The sequence below is a fragment of the Pseudomonas sp. PDM18 genome (genome assembly GCF_014852585.1).
Lineage (GTDB): Bacteria > Pseudomonadota > Gammaproteobacteria > Pseudomonadales > Pseudomonadaceae > Pseudomonas.
The window spans coordinates 62,532-85,458 of sequence record NZ_JACVBX010000017.1; the positions used below are offsets into that span (position 1 = coordinate 62,532).

The window sequence follows — 22,927 nt, forward strand, 5'->3', positions numbered from 1 at the left end:
CATGAGCATCTCCCCGCAGACCCACGCGATCTCCCGCAATCCCGCCACCGGCGAGGTGATCGACAGCTACGCCTTCGAATCCGCGCAGGCGCTGGAGCAGTCCCTGGCCCGCGCGGCCCAGGGCTACGCGACCTGGAAGCGCACCCCGCTGGAGCAGCGCGCCGCCGCCCTGGTACGCCTCGGCCAGGCGCTGCGCGCCAACGCCGATGCCCTTGCCGCCACTATCACCGCCGAGATGGGCAAGCCCATCACCCAGGCCCGTGGCGAAGAGGAAAAGTGCGCCGGCCTGTGCGACTGGTACGCCGCCAACGGCCCGCAGATGCTCGCCCCGGAGCCCACCAGCGTGGAGCACGAGCGCGCCTGGATCGAGTACCGCCCGCTGGGCCCGATCCTCGCGGTGATGCCGTGGAACTTCCCGATCTGGCAGGTGCTGCGCGGCGCGGTGCCGGCGCTGCTGGCAGGCAACACCTATGTGCTCAAGCACGCACCGAACGTCATGGGCAGCGCCTACGGAATGCTGCAGGCGTTCCAGCAGGCGGACTTCCCGGCCGGCGTGTTCGAGGTGATCAACGTCGGTAACGACCTGGTATCCCAGGTCATCCGCGACGACCGCATCGCCGCCGTCACCGTGACCGGCAGCGTGCGCGCCGGCTCCGCCATCGGCTCCCAGGCCGGCGCCGCGCTGAAGAAGTGCGTGCTCGAACTGGGCGGCTCGGACGCCTTCATCGTGCTCGCCGATGCCGACCTCGACGTGGCCGTGAAGGCCGCCGTCGCCGGACGCTTCCAGAACTCCGGGCAGGTCTGCGCCGCCGCCAAGCGCTTCATCATCGAGGACAGCATCGCCGACGTCTTCACTGAGCGCTTCGTCGCCGCCACCCGCGAACTGCTGATGGGCGACCCGACCCAGGCGCAGACCTACATCGGCCCCATGGCCCGCTACGACCTGCGCGATGAGCTGGACGACCAGGTCCAGCGCACCCTGGCCGAAGGCGCGACCCTGCTGCTGGGCGGCGGCAAGGTCGACGGCGTGGGCAACTTCTACCAGCCCACCGTGCTGGCGGACGTAACGCCGGAGATGACCTCATTCCGCGAAGAGCTGTTCGGCCCGGTGGCCTCGATCATCCGCGCCAGGGACGCGCGCCACGCGCTGGAGCTGGCCAACGACAGCGACTTCGGCCTGACCGCCACGGTGTTTACCGCCGACCTCGCCCGCGCCCGGCAGATGAGCGCCGAACTGGACGTCGGTGGCGTGTTCATCAACGGCTACAGTGCCAGCGATGCCCGCGTTGGTTTCGGCGGCGTGAAGAAGAGCGGTTTCGGTCGCGAGCTGTCGCACTTCGGCGTGCGCGAGTTCTGCAACGCACAGACCGTGTGGGTCGACCGCCGCTAAGCGCTGAAAATACAAAGGCCCACCTCGAGGTGGGCCTTTGTGCGTCGGTCGCCAGCGTCAGATGGTGCGGGAGAAGCGCTCCTGCTGCCCGCCGCCCAGGTAGGCGTCGAAAGCCATCGCCACACTGCGCATCATCAGCTGGCCCTGGGGCAGCAGCACCAGTGCGTCGTCATGCAGCTCGATCAGACCGTCGCCGGCCTGCTCCTGCAACTGTCGCAGCGCTCCCTCAAAGTACTCGCCGAAGCGAACGCCGTGGCGCTCTTCCAGCGGCGTGTAGTCCACGCGGCCATGGCACATCAGCGCGCTGATCACTTCGCGACGCAGGCAGTCGTCGTCGGTCAGGCGATAGCCCTTGTGCACCGGCAGCAGGCCTTCGTCGAGCCGCGCGTAGTACTGCGACAGTTCCTTCACATTCTGCCCGTAGGTGTCGCCGACCTTGCTGATGGACGACACGCCCAGGGCGATCAGGTCGCAGTCGGCGTGGGTCGAATAACCCTGGAAATTGCGCTGCAGGGTGCCGTTGCTGCGGGCCACGGTGAGTTCGTCATCAGGCAGGGAGAAGTGGTCCATGCCGATATAGACGTAGCCCGCCTCGGTCAACCGCTGGATGGTCAGCTCCAGCAACTCCAGCTTGCGCTCCGGCGGCGGCATGTCTTCGCGACGGATCAGTCGCTGCGCGCGCACCCGCTCGGGCAGGTGGGCGTAGCTGTAGGCGGCGATGCGATCGGGGCGCAGGTCGATGATCTTGCTGAGGGTGGTGTCGAAGCTCGCTACGGTCTGCAGCGGCAGGCCATAGATCAGGTCCACGGAGACCGACTTGAACTTCGCCTCGCGCGCCGCCGCGACCAGGTCGAAAACCTGCTGCTCGCTCTGGACGCGGTTGACCGCTTCCTGCACCTTCTCGTCGAAATCCTGCACGCCGAAGCTCAGCCGGTTGAAACCCTGGGCGCGCAGCTCGGCGATGCGCTCGCGGCTGATGGTGCGCGGGTCGACTTCGATGGAGAACTCGTGGGCATCGCTTTCGTCGAGGTTGAAATGCTCGCGCAGGCTGTCCATCACCTCGCCGAGCTGCTCGCTGGTGAGGTAGGTCGGCGTACCGCCGCCCAGGTGCAGCTGGGTGAGCTTGCGGGTGCCGTCGAACAGGTCGGCCTGCATGGCGATCTCGCGCTTGAGGTAGTCCAGGTACTCCACGGCGCGGTGGGTCTTCTGGGTGATGATTTTGTTGCAGGCGCAGTAGTAGCAGAGGCTCTTGCAGAACGGGATATGGATGTACACCGAGAGCGGCTTGGCCGCGCTCCCGTCGCCGGGATGGTTGCTGCGCCGAGCGGCCGCGCGGTAGTCGTCGGCGGCGAACGCGCCATGGAACTGCGGTGCAGTGGGATAGGAGGTGTAGCGCGGGCCGGGACGGTCATATTTTTCCACCAGCGCGCGGTTGAAACTCATCGATTCGGGCATGACACGGGCTCCTGAGGCGCTGGCAGTCTGTCGCTGCGAGTCGCCGCCGCACGATACTCCGCCCAAGCTACGCGCCTCCTGCGCAGGATCAAGAAAGATCTGCCGCGCAGGAAAAATCTTCAAGCTCGCACACCGGTTGCCGACGCACGAGCGGCGTGGCGCCGTGCTGGGTCCGCCTTGAGCCAGGCAATCAGGGGCGCTGGCGACGCACGGTGGAGAGCAAGCTCGTGGGGATCGACATCAGCAGGATGTAGGCCGATATCGCCAGTATCAGGCCGCCACTTCCCAGCAGCAGGTAGCGTCGTTCCTTTACCACGGTCAGGTCCAGGCCACCGGAAAAGAGAATCCAGCCCAGACCCGCCAGGGCCACGGTGAACAGGATGGCAATCAGATAGCTGGCGGCGACGATCAGCACCCAGAACGGACTCCAGCGCCGGCGCGATGGCTTTTCCATAGATTCGGGCCTCCCAGCCCCACTGCGAATACTCATGAACCATGCAGCCTGATGGCCACTGGCCGCTTCGGCAATCGGACAAAAGCAGAAGAAGCGCTTCCCAGACTCCCCGGGACCGCTGCAAACCCGACCGGGAGCGCCCGGCTGGCATACCGGAAATCCAGCAAGGGCGCTTACAATCACAGTTTGCCGCAAGGGCAGCACGGTTCTCGAAAATGGCGCTCGATCCACCCACCATGTTGACTATCTCGGTCGCCCTCGCGGCGGCCGCAGCGCTGTACCTGGCCATCGAGTGGCGGAGCGTGCGCGAACGCTCGCTGCTTTACTGGAGCGCCGGCTTCGCCACCATCACCATCGGCTCCACACTTGCCCTGCTACGCATGAGCGGCTACCTGCTGGTGGGCATCTGGTTCGCCAATGGTCTGCTGCTACTGGCCCACTGGTTCTTCCTCAGCGGGGTGGCGAAGTTCACCGAGGCGCGCTTGTCGCGGGGCTGGCTGCTCGTGCCGCTCACCTGGATAGCGCTGCTCGTGGTGCCCGACGGCGGCCCACTGTGGTCCAAGCTCATGCTGCTGGCCAACTCCTGGCTGGTCGCCCTGCTCTCCCTGCGCGCCAGCTACCTGCTGCGGCCCCACGGCAAGTCCCTGAGCGTGGGGGCGGTGCAGTTGCGCTACGTAATGCTCGTGCACGGCGCCTTCTACCTGGCCAAGGGTGCGACGGTGATCATCCCCGGCACGCTGATCGACCTGGCCGCCTTCCGGGGAGAGATCATCCAGATTTCTCTAGTCGAGGGAGCCATGGCGATCATGCTGATCGCCCTATCGATGACCGGCACCGAGCGCTATCGCCGCGAGAAGCGCATTGCGCGGCTGGCCGCGCGTGACCCGCTGACCGCGCTGTATAACCGCCGCGCCCTGGAAGTCCGTGCGCCCCGCGTGTTCGAGGACATTTCTGCGGACCGCCCCGGCGCGCTGCTGCTGATCGACATCGACAATTTCAAGCAGGTCAACGACCTGCACGGGCATACCGCCGGTGACCGCCTGCTGGTGGCGCTCAGCGAGATGATCCGCGCCGCACTGCCCGAGCGGGCTGTGGCGGCTCGCCTGGGCGGTGACGAGTTCGTCATCCTGCTGAGCAACGTCAGCGGCGAACAGGTGATGGAGCTCGCCGACAAGCTGCGCGAGCAGTTCCACAACACCGCCACGCATAACTTCGCCACACCGCAGCCAGTGACTCTGAGCATCGGCGCCAACCTGTTCGACCAGCCACCGGCCAGCCTCGCCGCGCTGATCGAGCAAGGCGACGCTGCGCTTTACGAATCCAAGCGCGGCGGCCGCGACAGCATCCGCCTGATGGACCGCACGGTGGCCGGTGGCGATCCGCTGCGCCTGGGCTGATTCGAGCGGATAGGAGCAACGCGGCCCGCGCAAGGCGGGCCGTGTGAGGACATCAGGTGTGGCGCGCGGGCGCAGCGTACTGGGGCATGGTGATGCAGCCGATGTTACCGCCGCCCAGAAGGATTTCCCGCGAGTTGTCGATGCCGATCACGCGCTTGTCCGGGAACAGTTCGGCCAGCACGCCCTGAGCGATGCGGTCGTGGGGGTCGTTGAAGAACGGCATCACGATGGCCGAGTTGCCGGTGTAGAAGTTGATGTAGGAGGCGCAGATCTTCGTCCCCTCTTGGCGGTCGAAGCTGCCGTCGACCTGATCCAGGCCCTCGGCTTCGGCGGCGGTCCACTCCAGCACCTGTGGCTGCGGCAGCTTGTGCACCTGCAGCGCATTGCCACGGGCGTCGCGGGCGCTGCGCAGCACGTCGTAGGCCTCCTGGTAGATTTCCCATTGCGGGTCGCTGCGGTCGTCCGTCCATTGCATCACCACCACGCCCGGCCGCACGAAGCAGGCCAGATCGTCAACGTGGCCATCAGTTTCGTCGAACTTGCAGCCGCGCGGCAGCCAGATCACGTGCTCGGCTCCCAGGTAGTCGCAGAGACGACGGGTGACCTCTTCCTTACCCAGATGGGCGTTACGGTTGCGGTTGAGCAGGCACTGCTCGGTGGTCAGCAAAGTACCCTGGCCGTCGCTGCGGATGCTGCCCATCTCGGCGATGATCGAGGCTCGATAGCGGTCGAAACCCTCGATCTCGAGGATCTTCTGCGCGATCTGGTCGTCCTTGTCCCAGGGATAGTAGAGGCCGCCGTCGAGCCCGCCATAGGCGTTGAACTGGAAGTCCACACCACGCATCTCGCCGGTGGCGTCATTGACCAGGAAGGCCGGGCCGCTGTCGCGGAACCAGGTGTCGTTGCAGGTCATCTCCACCACTCGCACGTTCTCGGGGAGCATGCGCCGGGCGTTGGCGTACTGCGCGGCAGAAGCGCAGACGGTGACCGGCTCGCTGCTGGCGATGGCGCTCACCACCTCGACCCAGATCTTCTGCGCCGGCTTACCGCCGTTGCGCCAGACGTCCGTGCGCTCAGGCCAGCCAAGCCAGCAGCGGGCCTTGGGTTCGAATTCGCCGGGCAGGCGGAAGCCGTCGGCCTTGGGCATTGTCGAGTGGGTGCGGGACATCGGCGGTACTCCGGAATCAGGGGCTGGGATGCCTCAAGGTTGCCGGCTCGCCGCGGAGAGAACCATTGATGAATTTAGCGAAATAGCTGAATTGAATTCATCATTTAGGCAGATGAATGATGAGCGCCAGGAACCGGCCATGCCCGCGATCGCGCCCATGGAGAGCTCCCACAGGGGAACTCCGGATTCACTTGCACCCCGCAAGAGTTAACCCGACATCACATGTCGCTGAGCTGGTCGGTCATCCATTCGATGAAATCCGCCACTGCCGGCTTCTCCATGCGCAGACGCTCGCATACCAGCGCGTACTGCCCCAGGGAGGTGATCTGCGCGGCGAACGGGCGCACCAGCCGGCCGCTCGCCAGGTCCTCAGCGCTGGTGAGGTTGTCGCCGATGGCCACGCCCTGCCCGCGCACCGCCGCTTCCATGGTCAGCCCGGCGTGGCCGAGGTAGACATGGCGGCTCGGGCGGATGTCGCTGGCGTGGGTGGTTAGCCAGGCGGTCCAGGACTTGCCGTCCTGGTCGTCATGCAGCAGGCAGTGGCGCGCCAGGTCGCGCGGGTGCTTGAGCGGCGACTGGTTGAACAGGCCGGGGCTGCAGACCGGGAAGAACTGCAGGGTCGGCAACGGCCGCACGAAGTAGGTGCTGGCATCCGCCGGGCCGGTGCCGTAGGTGATCGCCAGGTCGATCTCGGCGGCAGGCCCCGACGCTTCCAGCGGCTGTTCATGCAGATGAAGGACGATTTCCGGACAGCGCTCGGCGAAATCCGCCAGCCGGCCCACCAGCCACTTCTGCGCCAGCTCCACCGTCACCGCGATATGCAGCTGCGCCTGGGAACCTGGATCGCGCAACTCATCGCACGCCGTACCGATCAGCTCGAAGGCCTGCTGCAGGCTGCGCAAAAGGCGCCGCGCCTGGGGAGTGGGCTGCACCTGGCGACCCTGACGCTCGAACAGCGTCGCCCCCAACTGCTCTTCAAGCTGGCGAATCTGGTGGCTGACCGCGCTGTCGGTGACGCACAGCTCGGCGGCGGCGCGGCCGAAGTGCGCGTGGCGGGCGGCGGATTCGAAGGTGCGCAAGGCGGTGAGCGAAGGCAGGCGGCGCATGGGCGGCAGTTCTTTTCGAAGAATGGCGGCCGGCATGCTGAACGAGGCACCGCGCCCAGCGCAAGCCAGGGCGTTGCTGCAGGGGCATCACTCATTTCGCGACAGCCGCCACCCGCGCGAGGCTAGCACCACTTCGCAGGAGCGCAGTCAGCAGGTGGCGGGCAAATTGGCACGCCGGACAATTGGATACTCTTTATGCCGTCGTTTGTGTCGTCTCCTGCACATCTATCGCGCCTTGAAGCAAAACCTGAGTTGCATATCCCGGATCGCTATCTAGGCTCTTTCTCACAACCGGCTTCCCTACAGGGAGTAGGCTCAACGTCTCCAGAGCGCATTCGGAGCGAATGCCTTTCACGCCGCCAGCGCGACGCGAGAGCCAGTCAGGGACCAGCAGGGGACGCTCGATGACCAGAGACTGCACAGGCGCCGCAAAGGCTATCAGCGCCTCCATTACCACATCGCTTTGTATCCTGTTCTCCGGCCCCGTCTCCGCGGGCGGCATCATGATCTACGAGGCCGGGCAGGAAGGCATGGGCCTGGCCAATGCCGGTTCCGCCGCCCTGGCCAGCGACCCCAGCGTACTGATGAGCAACCCCGCGGGTATCGCGAAGCTCAAAGGTACGCAGATCAGCGCCAACGCCCAGGTCATCCTCGGCGACCTGCGTTTCTCCCGTGACGACAACAACCAGTTCGACGGCAACGAAGGCGGCAACGCCCTGGAGTGGCTGCCCAGCGCCAGTTTCTTCGTCAGCCACCAGGTCGACGACCGCTCGGCCATCGGCTTCGGCATGTACGGCAACTTCGGCCTGGCGCTGAACTACGACGACGACTGGGCCGGCCGCTACTTCAGCCAGGAAACGGCGATCATCGGCGTGTCCTTCCAGCCGACCATCGCGCACAAGTTCACCGACGACCTCACCGTCGGCATCGGCCCGCGCATCGTCTACGGCTACTACCGCACCGAGATGGCCATCAACAACAACCTGCTGGGCCTGCGCGACAACCCCGACGGCCAGCTGGAATACAAGGACACCGATGTCGGTGTCGGGGTCAACCTGGGCCTGCTCTACGACCTGAGCGAGCGCACCCAGATCGGTTTCGCCTACACCAGCAAGGTCAAGCTGGAATTCGAAGACAGCCCCGACGTGAGCAAGATCAGCAACCCGATCATCAATGCCGCGCTCAACCGCCTGGACGTCAGTTCGCTGGAACTGGACGTGAACATCCCGCAGACGGAGACCCTGAGCATCGCCCACCAGCTCGACCCGCAATGGAAGCTGCTGGGCAGCCTGGGTTGGCAGGACTGGAGCGAGTTCGGCGAGATCGGCGTGGACGTCGACGCCAACGCCGGCGGCGTCGACCGCACCGTCGACCGCAAATACAAGGACACCTGGCACGCCTCCATCGGCACCCAGTACCAGGCCACCCGGCAACTGCGCTGGAGCGTTGGCCTGGGCTACGACAGCTCGGCCGTGGACGACAAAGACCGCACCGTGGACAACCCCATGGCCGAGACCTGGCGCCTGGCGACCGGCATCAACTACCAGGTCGAGGAAGGCCTCGACCTGCACCTGGCCTACACCCTCGTCTGGCTCGGCGACATGGACGTCGAGCAAACCAAGTCACGCTCCGGCGACACCCTTTCCGGCACTTACAACAACGCCGCCCTGCACATCATCGGCGGCGGTGCGACCTGGCGTTTCTGACGGCCTACGCGACGACAAGAGCGCGGCCCTGACACTGCGATACGACACCTTCGACAAGAAATACCCATAAGGAGCACTGCAATGAACCTGAAATTCCTGGCCCTGCCGCTGTGCGTGGCCACCCTCACCCTCTCCGGCTGCGCCAGCAAGTACGTGGAGCCGGAGAACTACTCAGGCTTCCTCAAGGACTACAGCGTCCTCAAGGAAGAGAAATCGCCCTCCGGCGCACCGGTGATGCGCTGGATCAAACCCGGCATCGACGTCAGCCAGTTCACCAGCGTCTACGTCGAGCCGAGCCAGCTCTACCCGCGGCCGCAGCCCAGCGAGAAGATCCCGCAGAGCACCCTGGACGGCATCACCAAGTACTACGACCAGGCGCTGCAGACGCAATTCTCCAAGGCCCTGCCGCTGGCCACCGGCCCCGGCCCCGGCGTGCTGATCGTGCGCCCGGCGATCACCGCCGTCAGCGCCGAGACCAAGGGCCTGCAACCCTACGAGGTGATCCCGATCGCCCTGATCACCGCCGGCGTCAGCACCGCCACCGGCATCCGCGACCAGGACACCAGCATCGCCACCGAAGCGGCCTTCCTCGACGGCAGCGACGGCAAGGTGGTCGCCCAGGTCGTGCGCAAGGGTGCCGGCACCGAGCTGGAGAACTCCTCCCAGGTCATGAGCGCCAACGACGCCAAGGCCGTGCTCGATGGCTGGGCACAGGACATGCTCAAGTCCTATGAACAGCTGAAACGCAAGTGACACCCACAGCGGGCCGGCGCGACTCAGCGTTGGCCCGTCGTTTCCCCGCAGGTCTGGAAGCCTCCATGGACACCGTTCGCGGCACCGCTTTCCTCCAGTTCGGCGAACTGCTCGCCGAGCGCAACGCCTCGCTGCGCGCTCACCTCACGCCGCATCGCATCGACCTGAACATAGTCGGCGACTACGAGAAGAAGTTCTCCTACCGGAGCCTGGTGCAAATCTTCGAAGGCAGCGCCCGCTCACTGGCCATGCCGGAGCTCGGCCTGGAACTGGCGAGCCGGCAGAAGTCCACCCTGCTCGGCCCCCTGCAGCACTTGGCGCAGACCGCACCCACTGCCGGTGAAGGGCTGGCAGCGGTGGTGCGCTATATGCGCGTCTATAGTCCCTCGATCCTCTTCCACCTCGAACGCCGAAACGATTGCACTCTGCTCCGCTTCGACAACGCGTTACCTTGCATCGAAGATATCCCGCAGATCGTCGAGAAGTCCCTGCTGCACGGCCAACTGATGATGGCCGAATTGCTCGGCACGCCATTCCGGCCCACCACCGTGCTGCTGCGCCACCAACCGCAAGCCGAACTGGCGGTGTACCGGCGTTACTTCGGCTGCCCGGTGCTGTTCGGCCAGGAATACAACACCCTGGCTATCTCCCAGCGCGACCTGCAGCGCCCCTGCGTACGCCACGACGCCACGCTGCACGCCATCGTGAAGTTCTACCTGGAAGCGCATTCACGCGCTGACGAGAAGCTCGGTTTCGAGGTCGAACGCCACATCCACGCCCTGTTGCCCCGGCAGCGCTGCAACCTGGAGCAAGTCGCGCAACTGCTCGACCTGCACCCGCGTACCCTGCAGCGACGGCTGGCCAACGACGGCATCGACTTCGAAGAACACGTCGACCAGATCCGCCGCCGGCGCGCCGAACAGCTGCTCGGCCAGTCCGACCTGCCCATCGCGCGGATCGCCCAGGAGCTGGGCTACCGCCGCACCACCTCGTTCTGCCGCGCACACCACCGTTGGTTCGGCATGGCGCCCATCGAGCATCGTCGCGCGCTGAAGCACTGATCACCGCCGGCGCACCTGAAAGAATCCGGCAACTTCCATATCGACCACCCAACATCCTGCAGACCGTGCTTGCCACAGACTGGGAACCGAGCCTTCATCAAATCTTAATCTCGCGCCGGCAGACTGAAGCCAGTCACCAAAGGTGCGTGACCCATGAATGCTGCCTGTTCCAGGCAGCATTTTTTTTGCCCGCCTATCGGAGAACACCTGCAGGAGAAGCCCACGCCTTCCTACCGGGGAATACCGGACAACCCGGCCGATTGCTGCTATATGCCTTGAGGCACGCACCGATGTGCAGTTGCCCCACTTGTGCCCTTGTATGGATACCGGCATGCCGATCCGCCGTTCGAGCACCGTCCTTCTCGCAAGCCTTGGCCTGACCGGCGCCATCGGCGCCCTGTCGACCTGGGCCATCCTGGAAATGCGCCACGACGCCCTGGAAGTCGCCAGCGCCAATGGCCACAACATCGCCCTACTGGTGCAGCGCGACATCCAGCGCAACCTCGACCTCTACGACATGACCCTGCAAGCCGTGGTGCGCACCCACGCCCAGCCGGAGATTCGTGGGCTGTCCATGGACACGCGCAACCTGCTGCTTCGGGCCTACACCGCGCCCACCCGTGGCATGGGCTCGGTGTTCCTGACCAACGCCGACGGTATCGCCACCTACAGCTTCGGCAAGGAGGTTCCCGCGCGCATCGACCTCTCCGGGCGCGAGTACTTCCAGGCGCTACGCATAGCGCGGGGCGACGCGACCTACCTCAGCCGCCCGTACATCCCCTACTCCAGCAACGCGCGCAACAGCATCGCCCTGAGCCGTCGCCTTGAACGCGAGGACGGCAGCTTCGCCGGGGTAGTTGGCGCCAACCTGGAGCTGGCCTACTTCACCGAACTGTTCAGCGACCTCAACCTCGGCGACGGCGGTACGGTCAGCCTGCACATGCGCGACGGCACCCTGCTGGCGCATTGGCCGGACACAGAGCCCGCCGCGACACTGGGCGAATCCTTCGAGCGCTACCTCAGCAACGGCGCGGAGAACTTCTTCGATACCAACAGCGATGGGCAGGAGCGTTGGCACGACTTTCGCCCGGTGGAAGGCTACCCGCTGGTGTTCAGCGTCGCCCTGCCATCGCGCGAGATCTACGAGGACTGGTACTGGCGCGCCAGCCTGATCGGCCTGCTGGGCGTTTCCCTGATCGGCGCGGTCATTGGCCTCGCGCTGCTCGCCCTGCGCCAGATGCACGAACGCGACCGCCAGGAAGCCGAACTGCGGCAGGCTGCCAGCACCGACCCGCTGACCGGCCTGAACAACCGTCGCGCCTTCGACCTGCGTGCCAACCACGAGTGGTCGCGCTACCAGCGAAGCGGCGCCGCGCTGGCCGTAATGCTGATGGATATCGACAAGTTCAAGGCCTACAACGACCACTACGGCCATCCTGCAGGTGACGCGGCGCTGAAGACCGTGGCAAGGGTGATCGCCGAGTGGACGCGGCGCCCGGCCGATTGCGCGGCGCGTTTTGGTGGGGAGGAGTTCGTCGTGCTGCTGGGCGACAGTGGGGAAGCCGACGCTCTGGAGTTGGCCGAGCAGATCCGCGCCAGCCTGCAGGCCCTCGCCGTGCCGCACGAGTACGGCCCGCTGGGCGTGCTCACCCTGAGCATCGGCGTGGCCAGCACCTCGCAATTCAGCCCCGCCAACTGGGCAGAACTGTTGCAATCCGCCGACAGCGCGCTGTACCAGGCGAAGGATGGCGGACGCAACCGGGTGGTCAGCTTCCGTTCCGCCGCAGTCGAAGCCTCCTAGCCGCGCACGCTCAGCACCTTCAGTTCGCACTCGAAGAGAAATTCGAAAGCCTCCACCTGGCGCAACGCATCGCTCATGTGCGCACCCCAGGTGTACAAGCCATGGCCGCGAATCAGATAGCCGGGGCAATCCGGATGGGCGTCGAGCCACGGCTGCACCTGGGTAGCCAGGCGAGCGATGTCCTGATCGTTGTCCAAGATCGGCACGGTGACGCGGCCTTCGTGGCTGGTGACGCCGGCAAAGGCCTTCTGCAGCTCGTAGTCCTCCAGCTCCAGGCGGTCGCCGACGGTCAGGCGCGACAGCACCGTAGCGTTCACCGAATGGGTATGCAGCACCGCGCCGATCTCCGGGCGCCACGCATAGAGCTGGGTATGCAGCAGGGTCTCCGCCGAGGGCTTCTTGCCTGGCTCCAGGCTGTTGCCGGCGAGATCGGTCTCCAGGACATCGTCCTCGCCAAGCTGGCCCTTGTGCTTGCCGGAAACGGTGAGCAACGCGCGGTCTGTCGCCAGACGTGCGGAATAATTGCTGCTGGTGGCCGGCGACCAGCCACGACTGTAAAGGAAGCGGCCGGCATCGATGATCTGCCGGGTAAGTTGCTGGCGCGTATCGGTCATGGGGAAGTCGAGGCTGGGAAAAGAGGCCGCCACTCTATCCAGCGCCTCGTGCCGAGCTAAATACCTTAATCGCATGAGGTCATAACCCGCAGCAGATGCGTCGTCCGTCCGAGAACGCTTCGGCAAGGTGCAGAACGACCAGCCCGAGTTGCTGCAACTGGTCCGCCGCGCCAACAACCTGGTTCTGGAGCGGCCGACGACACCGAGAAAGGCTTGCTGGAGAAGTTCGACCAGGAATTCTGGCCGCCGGACGCGGTTTCCGTCGCGGTTCAGGCGGATGTTCCTTCGCGTCCGTTATAGCTTAATAAGTAATTACCAAATGCTAATTCAGTATTTCTTGTTCTAACAGAATCACGGATAAGGTAACCCCAACTCACCGCAACCGGCTTGTCTGCAAGCCTTCTGGAGCCGCCATGGACCGCACCGACAACATCATCGATCTCGCCCGCCACCGCACGCGCCGCCAGGCACGCCGCCAGGCCGAGCTGATGTGGATGCTGTACGCGCAGCGCGCCGGCTACGACGCCTTCCAGATCGTCCAGCAGAGCCGCGACAGCGGCCGCCGCGAGGCCTGATTCATGGGCCTGCCGCTCGCCACGGACTTGCCCGCCGTGGAGTTTGATGCCGCGCCCGGCACGCCCGACGACCCCATCGGCGAGCGCGTCGCCAGCAACCTGCTGCGCCTGCGCGCCAAGCGCAATCTCTCCCTGGACGGCCTCGCTCGACTGAGCGGCGTGAGCCGCACCATGCTGGCGCAGATCGAATCCGGCCGCAGCGTGCCGTCGATCAAGGTGCTGAGCAAGATCGCCCAGGGCCTGAAGGTCTCGGTCGCCGCCTTCCTCGATGACCGCGCCTTCGAAGGCGTGGCCGTGCTGCCCGCGCGCGACAGCAAGCGCCTGGTCAGCGGCGACGGCGCCTTCGTCAGCCGCGCCCTCTTCCCCTTCGACGTCTCGCGCCAGGTGGAATTCTACGAACTGCGCCTCAAGGGACTGGCCACCGAACATTCCACCGGCCACGCCCCCGGCACCCAGGAAAACCTGGTGGTCGCCCAGGGCGTGCTGGAAATCAGCGTCAATGAAGAACGCTTCCTCCTCGGCACCGGCGACTCCATCCTGTTCTACGCCGACCAGCCGCACAGCTATCGCAACCCGGCGGACAGCGAAGCGGTGGCGTACCTAGTGACGACCTATGCGGAGCGGTTGGACTGAAGCATCGCCGCCCACCCTCGCCCCCTTCCAAGTGCTGAAGACCGATACGCGCAGCCTATGCCAGCGTCAGCCATGCACCTGCGCAAGCTTTTCTATACCGGGAAAGACAGCCCCTCCAGTCCGACGCCAAGTCACCTCGAATTTCCAGACAAGTCCGACAGACATCCGCTGAGCAAGCTGCTGCCATCGTCCCTCGGTCGGTGCTGTGTCGTTTTTTGCTTGTAGCACCGTTGCGATGGCAACCAGCAAAAGGATGTGACAATGGAGAGAAGCGACAGAACGCACCGCACGGATACGCTATGCCCCGTAAAGGAAGTCATGTGTGGCCCGCAAATAAAACACTGGGTCGAAGTTCAGTTGGTGGACGAGCACGGCGAAGCCCTGCCATACCTCCCCTACCGAGCCCAGAATGACGCCACGCGAGAAGGAGTGGTGCCGGAGTATCGTGGCCAGGCTGACGCAGAAGGCGTGATCCGCATCGAAGGGTTGCATCCGATCCCCATTACCCTGTTCATTGACGCCGACCCACTCGCGGAAGTGCTGCAAACCCGTCGTTTGCGGGCCGTGCGCGCGGAACCCAAGCGCCCAATCATCGGTGACCCCACTCCCCTGCACAGCCCTCAGCGTAAGGGGTACTCCCCCATCGAAGAACAGGCAATTGCGGCGGGGCACGACTACCACCACGTTCGCATAGGCCAACTGTGCGACAAGCTTCCCCGGCTCGATCCGCCTCTGCCAAAAGAGGGACCATTACCGCCCTATCACTTCCCCGACGAGAAGTTCAGTGGTTACACCCTGGGAAGCGAGGTAGGGTATCGCCAGCCCTATATGCGACTGGATCGTCGCCATATCCTGGAGGTGTGCCCGTTCCGCGCCTGGTCCCTCGTACTGCACCACCAACAGGAGTACAGCCTGGTCACGGCCTACAACCTGGGCTTGATGAGTGTGCTGGCCTACAGCACCTTCCAGCCTACTGAGTACGGTTCTGTGCAGGAATTCTTCGAGCGGCAGTGCCTGGACCTGACGCGTACACCTCGTGTTAGGGATGGATATACGAACCCTCCTTGCATTGTGATCGATGTACCGTTCAGCGAGCGTTATACCATTGCCAGACCACTGAACACGGCGCACGGAAAGGAGCCACAGGGGGACACACAGCTGTTCTATGCGATCAATGCTTCGCAAGTGTTGGTCGGGTGGCGTGGCACTGAAATGAATTTTCCCTTCCCAGACTTGGCGACGGATGTCACCTTCCGCCCAGTCAAACCGGAGGTGCAGGCCAATTGTAAGCCAAAGATGCCCTGTGCTGACCTGACGCCAAGCGGGAGCGTACATCTGGGGTTCCGAGATGCGTATGAGGTCGCTCGAAGGATCTATTCCGATGTCCTAGGCAAGACGATTCAAGAGGAAGGGTGGCTCAAAGAATTATTCATCTGCGGGCATAGCCTGGGCGGCGCTTTAGGGCTCATCCATGCAGCCTCCCTGAAAGACTCGAATCCCCTACTGTACACCTACGGGATGCCGCGCACCTTTACCCTGCAAGCGGTGGCCTGCCTGGATGATATGTGGCACTTCCGCCATGTCAACGATACCGATCTGATTCCCGAAGTACCGCCCGAAGCTGACCTGGAGAACTCGCTGTATAAGCTCTATGGCCCGCTGGGCACCACCCTTGGCACTGCATGGTCCGTTGCACAGCTTATGGCTGATCTGGTTATTAGGGGAAAGGATCCCTTCTACCATCATGGTGAAATCGTCGCCTTCTATCGCACGGAGCAGCATATGCGTATTCGCGGCTCCGAAAATCAGTTCTACAAAATGCGGGAGGGATTGGGGGCTCCCTACCATACCGTTATTAGTCGACCGCTATCCCACAAAACCAAGCTATTCCTGGTACCTGCACTCAGCAAAGAGGATGACGAGAAAGCCCGTGCCGCGCAGGAGCGCTACACCGCTTCACTGTCGCAGGCGGACAAAGATAAATACTTCCCGAAAGGGCGTAATGCCAAGCGCGGCAACTTGCTGGGAATACGCAACCACTTCATGGGGAAATACCAGCCTTACCTCTATGGCCAGTTGATTGAGTCAATCAACCCTTCGCGGATGCAGGAGCGCCAGAATGATCGCCGCAAGCTCAAAGATCAGATGGTCAAATACGAAGACCTCATGCCTCAGGATGAATTAGTCCGTGATCGCCTGTTCCTTGAATTACAGAGTTTGGTGGGTAATACCCTTGAATGTACCCGGCAGATCGAGGGCGGCCGAAACGCCTTGGAGCGCTTCGAAGCAGTGGCCGAAGACAACCTCTATGTGGAGATGACCCATGGCTAAATACAGGAAAACCCACAAGCCACAGCGCATCTCCGTCGCGCTGCTCGCCCTGCTTGCCAGCCTGACCGGCTGCGCCAAGGATCAAAGCTTGGCGCCACCCACGAACAGCGAGCAGGTCACTGTCCGGATCAAGGTTCCCGCGGAATTGAAAGCGAGAACCATAGACGTCATGTACCGCTCGACCCTGTGCACCTTCACCGACCATAGCGCCTACGGCGATCCTTACCAGCGCGATGGTTACCAGAACATGGATATCGAGCTCACACGCCAGGGGCAGAGCGATATCTATGAAGCCGGAGTACCCAAAGATGGCGGCGGCGCCTGTCAGTGGCGGCTGAGCAATGTGACCTTTGGTGTTACCTACCGGGAGCCTGAGCGCTTTGGGGAGAATGTTGTCTACGGTGCCGGTGGCGGAGTTGTCGTGATTTTTGATGACAACGCATCTCCCCGTGGGGGGGCGAATATAAAAATAAATGGAGATTTAACGATTAAGGAGAGTTATTACCCTTGGATCAATGAGGGGTTCATTGGCGGCCATAAAAAAGACATCAGCCTGCTGGGGGATGGGTACAACTACTACTTAATGTATCAAGCGCCAGATGCGCGTCTAGTTTCATTTGAACCTGTCCTGCACTCAATATTCATGGTCTATTCGACCGGCCCGAAAGAGAAAAAGAAGGGAAATTTTGTAACTTTCAACTATCCCGACGGAAGCATAGAACAGGTTCCCCGTGCTAGACCCGATTTCCGCAGATTGGAAGCAATTCGTTTAGCCGCAGAAAAGAAGTAGAGATCATGCCGATCGAAACAAGATGCTGAACTGCCCTCTAAGAAGACCCTGAAAAAGTCCCGACTCTATGAAACTGCCGGCCTGCAGCTTGCATATTTACTGGTGTGCATCTTTTCGGACAGTTTTTTCACCCCCAGGCTTGGCATGAAAAATAATTGGAAACTTTAGTTGAACTAACGGAGAATGATTAATTGCTAGAAACCATATATCGACCCAGGACTAAGCCTACCTCTTGAGCCTCCCCGCCCCGGGGAGGCTCAAACGAAATTTCACAATTTTATTAAAAGTGGTTTCATCAAGACTATTCTGCGACCTCTATGTGCGAGAAAAAGGAGAGGAAAGGATGAGGTTTTTTATCCAGCTAATGTTGATATCGCTGGTCATGATTTCCAGTGCCGGTCATGCGGAAATGCTAAATGATGATACTAGCTTGAAGGAGGGCATGAGGTATTTTAATGGAGATGGAGTGGATGTCGATACTTTTAAGGCAGCCAAGTGTTTTGAGAGGTCTGGCAATGGAATAGCCTATTTCATGCTATCAAGGATGTATTCAAATGATGATGAAGATATTGCCAAATATGTTCTACCGCCCAACAAGGCTTTGGCCGAAACGTATATGCGAAAAGCTCTTTCAGCTCTGCAGACTGCAGCGGCTGACAGTGATCCTTCGGCTCAGACCTACTTGGGCAATATGTTCTATTACGGTATCGGCGTCAAAGAAGACAAGCTTAAAGGCTTGGTATTGATAAGACAAGCGGCTGACAGCGGATATTCTAAGGCCTGGAGATTGCTAGGGAATATCACGATAGAAGATAAACTGGACGAAGCGTATGGTTATTTTGAAAAAGCCGTCAGTCTTGGTGATCGCGAGTCAGAAGGCGGGCTCGTGCGTATTAATGAACGAAAATATATAGATACAGCTGACCCCAGCTACAAAGAGACAATCAAGAAAATGGCGAATGAAGGAAGTCCATTCGCAATGGTGTCGCTGGCTATTGATGAAAAGCATCTTGGAAAATACACCCACGCGATGTCTCTTTTTAAAAAGGCTTCGCAGGATGATTTGGGGTCTACCAAGGCAATGGCTTTCAGCTTTATTGCGCTAATGTATCATCGCGGCGAAGGTGTTGAGGAAAGTCGCGCAATGTCTCTAAAGTACCTAAATGAAGCGTGCAGACATGATGTTTATGAATGCTATAACCGTGATCTGTATAAGGACGGCAAGGAAACCTGGCCGTGATATTAGAGGGGCATTATATGGGCATCTGAGAAGAATGCACCGAAGGCAGGCGGCAGGGCTGTAGCGTCTATTAATATTTCCTGGTATTGAGCGAATTTGGCCGACATCTAAAATCCGGATCCAAACACGAGCCATCTGCACTGCCATCGCAAGCTCTTGCCAAAAAGTGGACATATCGAAAAATGGAACAGATTAACAAGTAAAACGGGACAGATTTATTTTTAACCACCCAACTCCAATCCTAGCGATAACCAGACCAATTAAAGCCCTTGAAAACACAAAAGGCCCGGCGGGGGAACCCGCCGGGCCTTCTGCATTCAGCGCCCCGCGATCAGCAGGTGCAGCACATCATTGGCATGCCGTTGCAGCTCATCATCATCGGCATGCCGCAATCCATCATCTTGTTCATCAGCAGGCAGCAGTTCTTCAGCATGTCCATGCTCATGCCCTGCATCGGCATCATCCTGCACAGCATCATGTCTCCCTGCAGGGAGCACTCCATCATGCACTTCATGGCCGGCATGCCCATGTTCATGCTCATCGTCGGCATGGGCATCATCGGGTTCATCATGCCCATCATGGGCATCATCGCCATGGCGGGCTGGGACATGCCCATCATCATCAGGTTGCCGCAGTGCATCATCATTGGCATGCCGCAGTTCATCATCATCGCCATCATCTCGGCGCTGTTGCGGAACATGGCCATCTCCATGCCCATGGCCGGCTTCATGCGGCACAGCATGCCGTCGTCCTGCATCTCGCATTCCAGGGTCGCCATCATCATCGGCATGCCCATCATCGGCATCATGGCGTTGGTGTTCATCGGCATCTGCATGGCGTTCATCATGGTGGAGCTCCCTGAATCGATTGGAATGAAGTGCTGCGAATGGGGCCGATTCTAGGAAGGCGCGGTGGCGGGACAAGATGGCGGGCGAACGGCCGGTTTCGCAGCGTCGACCGGTGATTCGGATTCGATGCCGGCCATGCTGTTCGTGATGATTCCGGTAATGCCGTCATAACGAATGCAATCGAGATAAAAGCCACTATTTCAACAACATGGATATCTCATCAAGTACTGAGTAAAGAACCGTAGTGAATATTGAATCTAACCAGGCTCTGAAATATTCATTCCTGACGATGAAGCCCGACCTAGAGCACTCGCCACCCTCTCGATAAATCTCAAAAACGAGCATATGAGAATGCTTTTTCAGTATTTAAGGAAATAACAAACAACATCCTATAGTGGCGATTCGGTTCAACTCTCATCACCGCAAGGATGTCCCATGCTCCGCCATCTGCTCGCCGCCAGCCTCGCCCTGGCGCTGTTCGGCTGTGCCACCCCGCCCGCTCCTTCCGTCCATACCACCAACCCTGCGAGTTCCACTTTGCAGGGCGACCCGAACCGGCCGGCGCAGGCGCAGTGGCTGCGCACCGAGTTGTACTTCGCGCTGGGCCAGGAGAACGGCAAGGAGAAGATCAGCGAGCAGCGCTGGCGGCAGTTTCTCGACCAGGAAGTGACGCCACGCTTCCCCGACGGCTTCACCGCCTATGACGCCTACGGCCAGTGGCGTGACCACGGCGCCGCGACGCCGGAGCGGCTGAGCACCAAGGTCATCGTGATCCTGCATGAAGACAGCGCGGCGCGCGGCCAGGACATCGAGGCGATCCGCCTGGCGTGGAAGCGCATCACCGGCGATCTCTCCGTGCTGCGCCTGTCGCAACCGGCGCAGGTCTCCTTCTGATGAGCGAGTTCCGCGAGACGCTGCATGACGGATACGCCCAGGCGCTGAGCATCGACGAACCGATCTACCAGGGGCACACCGGCCAGCAGGAGGTGCAGGTGTTCCGCAACCGGCGCTTCGGTCGCGCGCTGACCCTGGACGGTGTGCTGCAGACCACCGAGGCGGACGAGTTCGTCTACCACGAGATGCTCGCCCATGTGCCGATCCTGGCCCATGGCGCGGTGCGCCGCGTGCTGGTGATCGGCGTGGGCGATGGCGGCATCCTGCGGGAGATCGTCCGCCACGCCGGCATCGAGCAGATAGTCTCGGTGGAGATCGACCCGCAGGTGGTCGAACTGTGCCGCGAGCTGTTGCCGAATCATTCGGCCGGCGCGCTGGACGATCCCCGCCTGCGGCTGATCTACGCCGACGGCCTGGAATACCTCGCGCAGAGCCGCGAGACCTTCGACCTGATCCTCTGCGATTCCACCGACCCGGGCGGCCCGGCGGCGAGCCTGTTCACCGACGCCTTCTACCGCAACTGCCAGCAGCGCCTGGGCAGCGGTGGCATCCTCGCCACGCAGAACGGCGTGCCCTTCCTCCAGCCGGAGGAACTGGGCGGTACGGCGCGGCGGCTGGCAGACAGCTTCGCCGACTGGGGCTTCTTCCACGCCGCGGTGCCGACCTATATCGGCGGCAGCATGGCCTTCGGCTGGGCGTCGAACAGCGAGAAGGTGCGCCGCACCGACCTGGAAACCCTGCGCCAGCGCTTCGCGAAAAGTGGCCTGGTGACCCGCTACTACACCCCCGAGGTGCACCAGGCAGCGTTCGCCCTGCCGCGCTACATGCTCGACCTGATCGAGGCCGGGCTTCAGCGCGACAGCTGAGGGTTGTCCAGGCGCTGCGGCGTCCAGTCCGGGTCGCGGGCGCGAACCGGGCTGCTGACCTGCAGCACCGCCGTGCCGAAGCGCTGCTTGAAGTGCGCGCCGATATCCGTGAGTGCCTGGCGCGTATAGGGGTTGTCGGCGTGGATGAGGATCAGCATCCGCGACGGCAACTTCTCCGGCCCGCCGCTGGGGCCGCGCCACTGGCCGTGCAGGTCGAGCCAGCTCAGGCCATCGGGAAAGCGCGGCGTCACCTCGCGGGCGAGGAAGTCTTCCCACTGCGACAGCTCCACCGCTTCCAGGTACAGCTCGGTGCGCAGCATGCGCCGGCCGCTGGCTTCGCCACTGGCGCTGGCTGACGGCTCGTTGAGCCATAACCCGACCAGAGCCGCCAGCAACACAGCTACGGCACCATTGCGCCAGACTGCTTTCGCGCGCATCACACGCCCTCCTTCGACCAACCCTGCGCCTGCGCCGCTCGCGGGCGCAGGCGCAGTTGCAGCACCGCGCCCAGCGCCAGCACGGCCACGCCGAGCAACGCCCCCCAGCCGACATAGGCGACGCTGGAATACAGCATGCACAGGCAGACCGCGAGGAAACCCAATGGCAGCCACGGATAGAGCGGCACGCGGATCGGCCGCGGCACTTCCGGGTGACGCCGGCGCAGGACGATCAGTGCCACGCTGCTCAGGCTGAGGAACAGCCAGTACACCGGGGTCATGTATTCGACCATGGTGTTGAAGCCGTGGCCGCTCCAGCCGCCGACCACGATCAGCAGCAGCGCCACCACGCCCTCGGCCAGCAGCGCAGCACGCGGCACGCCGTGGCGCACATCCCAGCGACCGAGCACGCCCAGTGCGGGAACGTCCCGTGCGGCGGCGTAGGTGGTGCGGCTGCCGACAATCAGGGTGGAGTTGATGCTGGCGACGGCAGAGACCACCACCACCGCCATGATCAGACCCACGCCCGGCGCGCCAAAGGCCAGCCCGAGCAACTCCAGCGCCGGCGCTCCGCTCGCGGCCAGTCCATCGAAGCCCAACCCGCGAATGAACGCCCAGTTCAGCGCCAGGTAAATCAGCAGCAAGGCGGCGAGCGCGCCGAGCATGGCGGTGAAGATGCCCCGGCGGTTGTCGCGCAGCTCCGCCGACAGCGTGGCCGCATCGCTCCAGCCACCGAAGGCGAGGAAGACGTAGATCAGCGCAGCGGAGAAACCGGCGACGCCGACCTGCTCCGGTTCTACCGGCACTACTGCAGGCGGCACGAAGCCGCGCCACTCCAGCCACAGGCCGGCGCCGAAGATACCGAGGAAACCCGCCGCCACCAGCGCGACCAACCCGGCCTGGGTGCCGAGGCTGACTCGCCAGCCGATCAGGTTGAGCGCCACCAGCGCGCTGACCAGCCCGCCCGCCAGCAGCACGTTGCCGAGCTGGCCGAGGCCGAGCAAGGCGCTGAAGTGATCGGCGAATAGGAAGGCCATCAGCGCTATCCAGCCGGTGTGCAGGACGGCGAAGCGCGACCAGGCGAACAGGAAGCCCACCCGCTGGCCGTAGGCGCGTTCGAGGAAGTGGTAGTCGCCACCAGGATGGGCGAAGGCCGAGGCCATTTCCACATAGCACAGCGCACCGACCATCGACAGCACGCCGCCGAGAATCCACACCAGGTAGAAGTGCTCCTGGCCGACGTTGAGCGCCACGGTGGGCGCGGTTTTCAGGATGTCGCTGGTGATCACCATGCCCAGCGTCAGCAGCAGCGCATGGACGGCACCCAGGTGCCGGCGCAGGCCGGCCGGCTGGTCAGCGGCGAAGTTGTCGGCCATGAATCGGCTCCGCAAAAGTTGCCGGGCCGCAA

The 22,927-nt window shown here is 62.7% G+C and carries 21 protein-coding genes; 13 read left to right on the forward strand and 8 right to left on the reverse strand.

All coding sequences use genetic code 11. From position 1 onward, the window contains the following. Position 1: 1 nt before the first annotated feature. Positions 2-1,390: an aldehyde dehydrogenase family protein gene (locus tag IB274_RS26650; RefSeq protein WP_192435797.1), complete on the forward strand. Its 1,389-nt coding sequence runs from the start codon at positions 2-4 to the stop codon at positions 1,388-1,390. Between the two features lie 57 nt (positions 1,391-1,447). On the opposite strand, the gene hemN is transcribed toward IB274_RS26650, so the two are convergent. After that, complete coding sequence (gene hemN / locus IB274_RS26655; RefSeq protein ID WP_192435798.1) at positions 1,448-2,845, reverse strand: oxygen-independent coproporphyrinogen III oxidase; 1,398 nt, start codon at positions 2,843-2,845, stop codon at positions 1,448-1,450. A 190-nt stretch (positions 2,846-3,035) separates the two neighbouring features. Next, positions 3,036-3,299 carry a hypothetical protein gene (locus tag IB274_RS26660; protein ID WP_192435799.1) on the reverse strand — a complete coding sequence of 88 codons (264 nt, stop codon included), beginning with the start codon at positions 3,297-3,299 and terminating at the stop codon, positions 3,036-3,038. Between the two features lie 215 nt (positions 3,300-3,514). On the opposite strand from IB274_RS26660, the gene IB274_RS26665 reads away from it, so the two are divergent. Next, positions 3,515-4,696 (forward strand): GGDEF domain-containing protein, encoded by a 1,182-nt coding sequence (locus tag IB274_RS26665; protein WP_192435800.1) that lies wholly within the window; start codon positions 3,515-3,517, stop codon positions 4,694-4,696. 52 nt (positions 4,697-4,748) lie between these two features. Here the strand turns inward: IB274_RS26665 and aguA are convergent, their stop codons facing one another. Continuing rightward, positions 4,749-5,864: an agmatine deiminase gene (gene aguA / locus IB274_RS26670; protein ID WP_192435801.1), complete on the reverse strand. Its 1,116-nt coding sequence runs from the start codon at positions 5,862-5,864 to the stop codon at positions 4,749-4,751. Between the two features lie 218 nt (positions 5,865-6,082). Continuing rightward, positions 6,083-6,970, reverse strand: a complete 888-nt coding sequence (locus IB274_RS26675; RefSeq protein WP_192435802.1) for a LysR substrate-binding domain-containing protein — start codon at positions 6,968-6,970, stop codon at positions 6,083-6,085. Positions 6,971-7,314: 344 nt separating this feature from the next. On the opposite strand from IB274_RS26675, the gene IB274_RS26680 reads away from it, so the two are divergent. The 4 genes from IB274_RS26680 (at position 7,315) to IB274_RS26695 (ending at position 12,291) form a co-directional block, all read left to right on the forward strand. Beyond that, positions 7,315-8,676 (forward strand): OmpP1/FadL family transporter, encoded by a 1,362-nt coding sequence (locus IB274_RS26680; RefSeq protein WP_412548453.1) that lies wholly within the window; start codon positions 7,315-7,317, stop codon positions 8,674-8,676. Positions 8,677-8,757: 81 nt separating this feature from the next. Then, the gene (locus IB274_RS26685) at positions 8,758-9,429 is read left to right on the forward strand and encodes a DUF3313 domain-containing protein (protein ID WP_192435804.1); all 672 of its coding nucleotides are present in this window, start codon (positions 8,758-8,760) and stop codon (positions 9,427-9,429) included. A gap of 65 nt (positions 9,430-9,494) precedes the next feature. Continuing rightward, positions 9,495-10,490: an AraC family transcriptional regulator gene (locus IB274_RS26690; RefSeq protein WP_192435805.1), complete on the forward strand. Its 996-nt coding sequence runs from the start codon at positions 9,495-9,497 to the stop codon at positions 10,488-10,490. Positions 10,491-10,821: 331 nt separating this feature from the next. Continuing rightward, positions 10,822-12,291, forward strand: coding sequence for a sensor domain-containing diguanylate cyclase (locus IB274_RS26695; protein WP_192435806.1), 1,470 nt, complete (start codon positions 10,822-10,824; stop codon positions 12,289-12,291). Here the strand turns inward: IB274_RS26695 and IB274_RS26700 are convergent. Next, positions 12,288-12,905: a methylthioribulose 1-phosphate dehydratase gene (locus tag IB274_RS26700; protein WP_192435807.1), complete on the reverse strand. Its 618-nt coding sequence runs from the start codon at positions 12,903-12,905 to the stop codon at positions 12,288-12,290. The genes IB274_RS26695 and IB274_RS26700 overlap by 4 nt on opposite strands. Before the next feature lie 413 nt (positions 12,906-13,318). On the opposite strand from IB274_RS26700, the gene IB274_RS26705 reads away from it, so the two are divergent. The 5 genes from IB274_RS26705 to IB274_RS26725 all read left to right on the forward strand — a co-directional run bounded on the left by IB274_RS26705 (position 13,319) and on the right by IB274_RS26725 (position 18,474). Continuing rightward, positions 13,319-13,480 (forward strand): hypothetical protein, encoded by a 162-nt coding sequence (locus tag IB274_RS26705; protein ID WP_017519129.1) that lies wholly within the window; start codon positions 13,319-13,321, stop codon positions 13,478-13,480. A gap of 3 nt (positions 13,481-13,483) precedes the next feature. After that, positions 13,484-14,113 (forward strand): helix-turn-helix domain-containing protein, encoded by a 630-nt coding sequence (locus IB274_RS26710; RefSeq protein ID WP_192435808.1) that lies wholly within the window; start codon positions 13,484-13,486, stop codon positions 14,111-14,113. 261 nt (positions 14,114-14,374) lie between these two features. Then, entirely contained in the window at positions 14,375-16,444 is a 2,070-nt protein-coding gene (locus IB274_RS26715; RefSeq protein ID WP_192435809.1) for a lipase family protein, read from the forward strand. Then, a complete protein-coding gene (locus IB274_RS26720; protein WP_192435810.1) occupies positions 16,437-17,234 on the forward strand; it encodes a hypothetical protein in 798 nt (265 codons plus the stop codon). Before IB274_RS26715 ends, IB274_RS26720 begins: the two co-directional genes overlap by 8 nt. Positions 17,235-17,577: 343 nt before the next feature. Then, positions 17,578-18,474 (forward strand): tetratricopeptide repeat protein, encoded by an 897-nt coding sequence (locus IB274_RS26725; protein WP_192435811.1) that lies wholly within the window; start codon positions 17,578-17,580, stop codon positions 18,472-18,474. A 331-nt stretch (positions 18,475-18,805) separates the two neighbouring features. On the opposite strand, the gene IB274_RS26730 is transcribed toward IB274_RS26725, so the two are convergent. After that, positions 18,806-19,321: a hypothetical protein gene (locus IB274_RS26730; RefSeq protein WP_192435812.1), complete on the reverse strand. Its 516-nt coding sequence runs from the start codon at positions 19,319-19,321 to the stop codon at positions 18,806-18,808. Positions 19,322-19,757: 436 nt separating this feature from the next. On the opposite strand from IB274_RS26730, the gene IB274_RS26735 reads away from it, so the two are divergent. Together IB274_RS26735 and speE are read left to right on the forward strand one after the other, a co-directional pair. Beyond that, positions 19,758-20,216: a DUF3574 domain-containing protein gene (locus IB274_RS26735; RefSeq protein ID WP_192435813.1), complete on the forward strand. Its 459-nt coding sequence runs from the start codon at positions 19,758-19,760 to the stop codon at positions 20,214-20,216. Continuing rightward, positions 20,216-21,082, forward strand: a complete 867-nt coding sequence (gene speE, locus IB274_RS26740) for a polyamine aminopropyltransferase (RefSeq protein WP_192435814.1) — start codon at positions 20,216-20,218, stop codon at positions 21,080-21,082. The genes IB274_RS26735 and speE overlap by 1 nt, the downstream gene beginning before the upstream one ends. Here the strand turns inward: speE and IB274_RS26745 are convergent. Both IB274_RS26745 and IB274_RS26750 read right to left on the reverse strand, forming a co-directional pair. After that, positions 21,067-21,519, reverse strand: a complete 453-nt coding sequence (locus IB274_RS26745; RefSeq protein WP_192435815.1) for a DUF3574 domain-containing protein — start codon at positions 21,517-21,519, stop codon at positions 21,067-21,069. The two genes, speE and IB274_RS26745, sit on opposite strands and share 16 nt — an antisense overlap. Next, positions 21,519-22,895: an APC family permease gene (locus tag IB274_RS26750; protein ID WP_192435816.1), complete on the reverse strand. Its 1,377-nt coding sequence runs from the start codon at positions 22,893-22,895 to the stop codon at positions 21,519-21,521. The genes IB274_RS26745 and IB274_RS26750 overlap by 1 nt, the downstream gene beginning before the upstream one ends. Positions 22,896-22,927 lie beyond the last annotated feature (32 nt).

What these genes read in the sequence shown, in the direction of transcription:
- IB274_RS26705 (WP_017519129.1), top strand. Translation starts at nt 13,319, where the DNA reads ATGGACCGCACCGACAACATCATCGATCTCGCCCGCCACCGCACGCGC.
- hemN (WP_192435798.1), bottom strand. Translation starts at nt 2,845, where the DNA reads ATGCCCGAATCGATGAGTTTCAACCGCGCGCTGGTGGAAAAATATGAC.
- IB274_RS26750 (WP_192435816.1), bottom strand. Translation starts at nt 22,895, where the DNA reads ATGGCCGACAACTTCGCCGCTGACCAGCCGGCCGGCCTGCGCCGGCAC.
- IB274_RS26695 (WP_192435806.1), top strand. Translation starts at nt 10,822, where the DNA reads ATGCCGATCCGCCGTTCGAGCACCGTCCTTCTCGCAAGCCTTGGCCTG.
- IB274_RS26680 (WP_412548453.1), top strand. Translation starts at nt 7,315, where the DNA reads ATGCCTTTCACGCCGCCAGCGCGACGCGAGAGCCAGTCAGGGACCAGC.
- IB274_RS26665 (WP_192435800.1), top strand. Translation starts at nt 3,515, where the DNA reads ATGGCGCTCGATCCACCCACCATGTTGACTATCTCGGTCGCCCTCGCG.
- IB274_RS26730 (WP_192435812.1), bottom strand. Translation starts at nt 19,321, where the DNA reads ATGATGAACGCCATGCAGATGCCGATGAACACCAACGCCATGATGCCG.
- IB274_RS26650 (WP_192435797.1), top strand. Translation starts at nt 2, where the DNA reads ATGAGCATCTCCCCGCAGACCCACGCGATCTCCCGCAATCCCGCCACC.
- IB274_RS26700 (WP_192435807.1), bottom strand. Translation starts at nt 12,905, where the DNA reads ATGACCGATACGCGCCAGCAACTTACCCGGCAGATCATCGATGCCGGC.
- IB274_RS26745 (WP_192435815.1), bottom strand. Translation starts at nt 21,519, where the DNA reads ATGCGCGCGAAAGCAGTCTGGCGCAATGGTGCCGTAGCTGTGTTGCTG.
- speE (WP_192435814.1), top strand. Translation starts at nt 20,216, where the DNA reads ATGAGCGAGTTCCGCGAGACGCTGCATGACGGATACGCCCAGGCGCTG.
- IB274_RS26690 (WP_192435805.1), top strand. Translation starts at nt 9,495, where the DNA reads ATGGACACCGTTCGCGGCACCGCTTTCCTCCAGTTCGGCGAACTGCTC.
- IB274_RS26725 (WP_192435811.1), top strand. Translation starts at nt 17,578, where the DNA reads ATGAGGTTTTTTATCCAGCTAATGTTGATATCGCTGGTCATGATTTCC.
- IB274_RS26710 (WP_192435808.1), top strand. Translation starts at nt 13,484, where the DNA reads ATGGGCCTGCCGCTCGCCACGGACTTGCCCGCCGTGGAGTTTGATGCC.
- IB274_RS26685 (WP_192435804.1), top strand. Translation starts at nt 8,758, where the DNA reads ATGAACCTGAAATTCCTGGCCCTGCCGCTGTGCGTGGCCACCCTCACC.
- aguA (WP_192435801.1), bottom strand. Translation starts at nt 5,864, where the DNA reads ATGTCCCGCACCCACTCGACAATGCCCAAGGCCGACGGCTTCCGCCTG.
- IB274_RS26675 (WP_192435802.1), bottom strand. Translation starts at nt 6,970, where the DNA reads ATGCGCCGCCTGCCTTCGCTCACCGCCTTGCGCACCTTCGAATCCGCC.
- IB274_RS26720 (WP_192435810.1), top strand. Translation starts at nt 16,437, where the DNA reads ATGGCTAAATACAGGAAAACCCACAAGCCACAGCGCATCTCCGTCGCG.
- IB274_RS26715 (WP_192435809.1), top strand. Translation starts at nt 14,375, where the DNA reads ATGGAGAGAAGCGACAGAACGCACCGCACGGATACGCTATGCCCCGTA.
- IB274_RS26735 (WP_192435813.1), top strand. Translation starts at nt 19,758, where the DNA reads ATGCTCCGCCATCTGCTCGCCGCCAGCCTCGCCCTGGCGCTGTTCGGC.
- IB274_RS26660 (WP_192435799.1), bottom strand. Translation starts at nt 3,299, where the DNA reads ATGGAAAAGCCATCGCGCCGGCGCTGGAGTCCGTTCTGGGTGCTGATC.